Below are 6,113 nucleotides of genomic sequence, written 5' to 3' on the forward strand. Positions count from 1 at the left end.
CGTAGTCAGCTTGGAAGGCTGAAGTTCTACCATTGAACTACATTCGCATAGTTAAGTGGTGTCCCGGAAAGGAATCGAACCTTCGACCCACTGATTAAAAGTCAGTTGCTCTACCGCCTGAGCTACCGGGACATAAACAATCCAAACTAAAAATTGGCTGGGGCACCTGGGGTCGAACCAGGGAAATGACAGAGTCAAAGTCTGTTGCCTTACCGCTTGGCTATGCCCCACTATCTTAAAAAAGAATGGTGGAGAGGGGCAGATTCGAACTGCCGAACCCGTTGGGAACTGATTTACAGTCAGCCGCGTTTAGCCACTTCGCTACCTCTCCAACTCCTGGTGCCGACTATAGGAATCGAACCTACAACCTACTGATTACAAATCAGTTGCTCTGCCAATTGAGCTAAGTCGGCAATAAAAAAATGGTGGAGGCTGAGGGGCTCGAACCCCCGACCCTCTGCTTGTAAGGCAGACGCTCTCCCAACTGAGCTAAGCCTCCATCTTTTTACTCGCTGATTACCAGCGCTTTAATAATATATCATAAGTTCCGAATCTCGTCAATAATAAAATCAGATTTTTTTACTGGGGTTTGATTGCAAAACTGAACACAATCTCCACAATTCCATGAAATCATTCTATGCTGGAAATATAATGAAGACTGCGTTACCGATACAATCCTGTTAATTACAACTGGACAAGCAATAGATGCAGCTTTGCTTTCTTTCGGAAATAAACTGGCCCATCTATTGTTAGATCATCCCTGCGCTTTGCCGCCTCTGCTCTTATTATTTTAACATAGCGCTAACCTGATAAACTATATCCCTTTATACTTCAGAACATAAAAAAAGATTCTCTTCTTAGAATAAGACACTGTTTAAGCAATAGTAACAATAGCTGGCTGCACAAAGACTAAAAGCATTATGCAGCCAGCTTCACTCTATTGAAAATTGTAATCAACACTGAACCAAGTAAAAACAAAAACGAATAAGTCTCTCAGCATGTGATCCAATTCTGAAAATCAATTTAATCTGAATCCCATTTTCTTTTTACCAAGGTTAAATCACGATTCTGGCACTTCCTCTGCCGGCTTATACGGCGTCATCCACGATTCACTGCGCTCAAGTAATTTCAGCTGAGCCTCTTCCGGCGTCATTTCCTGTTTGATTACACTTTCAGCGATTTCAATTAATCCGATCTCTGAGAGCATATCCCAGCCTCTGACGGATGGATCTTTTTCAAAGGCCACCATTGATTCTTCCTGAGATAATGAAAAAGCATGGCTGATCTGCCGCTGATTCTCATTCCTGAAACTCAAATAATACGGCACGATCTTATCGGACTCACCTTTTCCTTCTGCCTCTTCATTCTCCGGTGCCGGACGATTTTCCGGCCGATCAACCACGGTCACCGCCGGGATTTCATCGACCGTATCCATATACGCCTGTATTCCTGCTTCGCTGCGAATCAAACGCAGAACTTCATTCGCAGCGGACGGATATTTTGTTTCTTCAGATAACAAATACCCCTTCGTTTTCGCTAAGGGCGAAAGTGACTGTTCTTTCCAGGTAGGCATCGGTGAGAAATAAAAATCCTGCTGCTCAATATCCTCCTGTTGATTATAGTACATCCACGTTCCAACTAACGAAAATGGTGAAATAAGTTTTTCCAGATACACATCATACAACCACCCTCCCTCAAAAGCGCGGTCATTCTCTGACCGGTAAGGAAGAATGATTTCCTCCTCCTCACCTGGATTATCCGGCGTTTTCTTATTCTCATCCCCTTCCGATGAAGCCTCTTCTGACGGTGCTTCCGTATCAGGATCAGCCATCAACACGCCTGCCTCTTCTGTGTCCAGTTCCTCATCCGCAGCAGTTTCCGCCGCTTCCTCCCCGCTCGCTTCCTGAGGATTCAAATACCAGGGATATTCACCCATTGCCCTTAAAAATTTCAGTGTTTCTAAAAACTCATCCGTCTCCATTCCGGGACGGAGCGCCTCATAAGTTGCAAAAAAACGAAACTGATCAGCGCTGAAAAACACCATTGAAGCCCATAATTCAGAGAGAGCAAATGGGAAAACTGCGGTTACCGCCCGATCATGATAGATTCGCTCGATTCCTCCCCATTCCTCTGCCAGAGCCATTAACTCCTCAAAACTGTCAAACGCATCGACCAAGCCATCGCCATTTTCATCAGTACTATCATATCCCATTTCATTAAGCATCGTAACATTGGTAGAAAACACCAATCCGTAATAACTCATAGGCACATAGCGCAGACCTTCCAAATTTAGAAGCTCGCCAAACTGCTGTGGTACATGTTCCTGAATCATCACTTCCAGATCCGGCTGAACCGGCATAAAATTATTAAGAATCTGCGCTGCATCATTACTCCACAATAACGCAATATCCGTCTTATAGCCCAACCATGTCGCCGCATCGAAGTTCTGCACGACGATCGGCTCGATCACACCGGTCTGCTCGGGATGTTCTGCATCCCAAAGATTGATCAAAGCCTGACCATAAGCTTCGTTTTCCACCATCACTCTGATCCGGGCTCCGTCCTCTATTTGATAGCGCTGATTTTCTTCATCATAACAAACGATGCCATTTTCAGCAACACACGGTTTTTCTTTCGCACATCCCCCCAGCATAAGCATTACCCCCATGCTGATCAATAACAGTTTCCGCATTCATTTCACCTCAATGTCCAATTCAACCGCTATCATGGTAACAGACTTCCAACAGATTGACAAATTTATTTTCAGATTCCGATTTGCATTTTTCCTGAAAAAGCTGAAATTCTGTCAATCACTCGATTTTTCATGATAAAATGAATTAGGTCTTTAGTCACTTACAAAAGGAGTATTTCATGAGTTATCTATTAAAATTACAGAAAGCCCTGCAGCATCAGCGTCATTTACACGATTATCCATATAATTATACCCTTCCCGATCTTTTTGATAGTCTGGATTTAAAATGTCCTTCAAAATATAAATTACCCTCTGGCGAAATTTGCGTCAATCCTTATCAATTCTTTGATGAGTTGATCAATTCGCTTCGCAAGGATCATGCCGATCCCATTTGCCAACCTTATTATAAGAATCATTCAATCGCCAGCGTCGGCGCTCATGGGAATTGGATCCGGCAAAGCTGTGTGTATTCCTGCATGATCCGTACCTCCAGCAGCTGGGATCATGACCGCAGCGGATTTCTGGAAAGTGTAAATTTATATGGCCTGAAAGAAACCGGAACTTTTGTTAAAACGTTAGCTCTGCTTCCGTTATTAAAAAAAATGGGAGTCGATACGTTATACCTGCTTCCGATCAGTCAGTATTCGACCAAAAACAAAAAGGGAGATTTGGGCTCACCTTATGGCGTAAGTAATTTTTTCAAGTTAGATCCGAATTTAAAAGACCCCATGACCGGCGATGAATTGAGTGTCGAGGATGAATTCAAGGCGCTTGTGGAAGCTTGCCATTGCCAGGATATCAAAGTAATCATCGACTTGATCCCACGTACAAATTCAGTGAATTCCGATCTGATCGCCGAACATCCCGACTGGTTTTACTGGATTAACGTCGATCAATTAGACACTTACAAACCGCCGTTTGTTCCCGGCGTCGAACCTGGCAGTGTCGCTGATCCCAAATATCTGGAATTGATGTACGCCAGCAAAGAAGTTCTGGAGCATATCCGCAAATTCCAGCCGAATCCGCAAAGTCTGGATCCTGAAAAGTGGAAAACTGTCGTTGCGCGATGGAAAAAAGGAAAAGAAGAAATTCTGGATCTGGTTCAGGAAGTGTTTGGCATGACGGTCGCTCCGGCTTTCAGCGATTGCATCAATGATCCGCAGCCAGCCTGGAACGACATCACTTTTTTCCGCATGTATTTAGATCATCCGGCGTCCTCCGTTCCCTTCCTGCCGAAAACGGAGAACTTCAATCCCTATATTCTTTACGACGTCGCAAAGTCGAGTTTAAATCCCGGCAGCGTCATCAACGAGCCGTTATGGGATCTGTTAAGCCAGATCATCCCTTACTATCAGACGGAATTCGGAATTGACGGGGCACGGATTGACATGGGGCACGCGCTGCCGCTAAAGTTGGTAAAGCGAATCATTGACGCCGCCCGGGAAATCGATCCTCACTTCTGTTTTATCGCCGAGGAACTGGATACACAAAACGCGGCGGTTTCTTTGAAAAAGGGATATAATATGATTATCGGCGGAGGGTTCACTCAGGAAACGCGTCCCAAAGAAGATCAATTAAATGCTTTTGCTTACGGAGCTTCCGCTTTGCCCTGCCCGGTTTTTGCGGCAGGCGAAACGCACGATACGCCGCGGTTAAGCGCCCGCGAAGGGGGAAGACAGCTCTGCCGGATGTTAACTTTGCTTAATTTATTTATACCGAATTGTGTTCCGTTTATCAATTCAGGCCAAGAGGTTTACGAAGTCCAACCGATGAATACGGGATTGGATTGCCGGCCTGATGAACAAGACCAGCTGCCGGAAACAGACCCATTTTACCGCAAACTGGCGTTATTCGATCGTTATGCTTTCCATTATCTTGACGCGCAGCGGTGGCAGCTTCCGACGCTCCTGGAAGCGGCAACACAAATCCGACGGCGTTATCGCTCGGCGTTGACACGCAAGGCCGATCAATTCCCATTGATGTTTGAAGGGCCATGGATTCCGGCATTGGGCTTCGGCTATGCGCTTAAGCGTTCCATGATCCTGGTCATCGCTAATCATGATTTAGAAACGAGTCATCGGCATTGGATTCGTACCGGCAATCTGCCGGAGCGCTTCCAAAATGCCGTAAAGTCCGCAAAGGTCATCTTGAGTTCTGAAAATGAGAATTCCCGGATCGATCTGAATTTGGAGTTTGGCGAACAAGCGTTTTGCGCCGCTTTTCTGCCTGGGGAAGTTAAAATCGTGGAAATCACCTGTTGAATCTTTCTCCTGTTTTCTTTCACAGATCTTTGCCTAGAATCAATCACGACATCTCCCAAAGAACGGAATTCGGTAAGCATCATTCACCGGATTCCGCTTTTTATTGGAAAAAGACCGTTTTCATGTCTTAAAAAGCAAACAAAAGTAACATTCATCTACGGTCAGCTCGCTTTTGCGCCAACTTCAATCTTAGGATATTTGTCCTTTCATGCACCGCCTTTCACTTTTATTTGTATTTCCTGCGGCAGCGCATGCTATAATTAAAAAAATAAGGAGGCTTCTTCAACATGCAGAAATGTCTGGTTTTTGGATCGTTAAATCTCGATTATTTTTACTCCGTTGATCATATCTTAAATCCAAAAGAAACGCAGTCAGCCCGACAAATGCAGTGTTTCTGCGGCGGAAAGGGATTGAATCAGGCGGTTGCGCTCAGCCAGGGCGGCGCGTCAGTTTATTTTGCAGGCTGTCTGGGGCAGGCAAGCTCACTTTTAACGGACACGTTGGCGCATTATCATATTCATACCGATTTATTGCGCTTAGTTGACCAACCGGCCGGCCACGCGATAATCCAGGTAGATGATTCCGGCCAGAATGCCATTCTTGTCTATCCTGGAAGCAATTTTTCCATAACTTCAGCACAAATTGATGAAACGTTAGCTCATTTTCAAGCCGGCGATCTGCTTGTCATTCAAAATGAAATTAACCGGCTGGACGAGTTAATTCATAAAGCGCATGCTCAAGGCTTGACGATCGCGCTGAATCCTTCACCAACTCCGGCTGTTCCTGAATGGCTGCCATTAAATGAAGTGGACCTGTTATTCATCAATGAAGTTGAAGGGGCCTTCTTTTCCGGACAGAGTGAACCCGAAGCCATCCTGAACTACTTCGCTGAAACTTTCCCTGATGTGCAGATTATTCTAACCTTGGGGGAACAGGGAAGCTGTCTGCAAGCTGGGCGCAAACGATTGACTTTGCCTTGTTGTCCGGTTGAAGTTGTGGATACTGTCGGCGCCGGCGATACTTTTACAGGATTCTTTCTGGCGGCTAAACTTGCTGGTCACCAAGATCTCGATTGCCTTGCAATCGCTACGGCAGCCAGTGGCTGCGCAGTTATGAGAAAAGGTGCTTCGGCTTCGATTCCAACCTTATCTGAAGCACAA

Annotated in this window: 3 protein-coding genes and 5 tRNA genes; 2 read left to right on the forward strand and 6 right to left on the reverse strand. The window is 45.4% G+C overall.

From position 1 onward, the window contains the following. Positions 1–56: 56 nt before the first annotated feature. The 6 genes from AC5OW4_RS13910 to AC5OW4_RS13935 all read right to left on the reverse strand — a co-directional run bounded on the left by AC5OW4_RS13910 (position 57) and on the right by AC5OW4_RS13935 (position 2,692). Positions 57–132: transfer RNA gene (locus AC5OW4_RS13910), tRNA-Lys, on the reverse strand. A gap of 22 nt (positions 133–154) precedes the next feature. Then, positions 155–230, reverse strand: a tRNA-Gln gene (locus AC5OW4_RS13915). 16 nt (positions 231–246) lie between these two features. Next, positions 247–331: transfer RNA gene (locus tag AC5OW4_RS13920), tRNA-Tyr, on the reverse strand. A gap of 6 nt (positions 332–337) precedes the next feature. Beyond that, positions 338–413 (reverse strand) — tRNA-Thr (locus AC5OW4_RS13925). Between the two features lie 10 nt (positions 414–423). After that, a tRNA-Val gene (locus tag AC5OW4_RS13930) sits at positions 424–499 on the reverse strand. Between the two features lie 561 nt (positions 500–1,060). After that, positions 1,061–2,692, reverse strand: a complete 1,632-nt coding sequence (locus AC5OW4_RS13935) for a type 2 periplasmic-binding domain-containing protein (protein WP_295767950.1) — start codon at positions 2,690–2,692, stop codon at positions 1,061–1,063. 179 nt (positions 2,693–2,871) lie between these two features. Between AC5OW4_RS13935 and AC5OW4_RS13940 the strand changes: the two genes are divergently transcribed. Together AC5OW4_RS13940 and AC5OW4_RS13945 are read left to right on the forward strand one after the other, a co-directional pair. After that, positions 2,872–4,953: an alpha-amylase family protein gene (locus tag AC5OW4_RS13940; RefSeq protein ID WP_072684694.1), complete on the forward strand. Its 2,082-nt coding sequence runs from the start codon at positions 2,872–2,874 to the stop codon at positions 4,951–4,953. A gap of 287 nt (positions 4,954–5,240) precedes the next feature. Further along, positions 5,241–6,113, forward strand: an 873-nt coding sequence (locus AC5OW4_RS13945; protein WP_493677108.1) for a ribokinase, incomplete at its 3' end; no start/stop codon positions are given.

This window comes from Holdemania sp., from assembly GCF_986127675.1.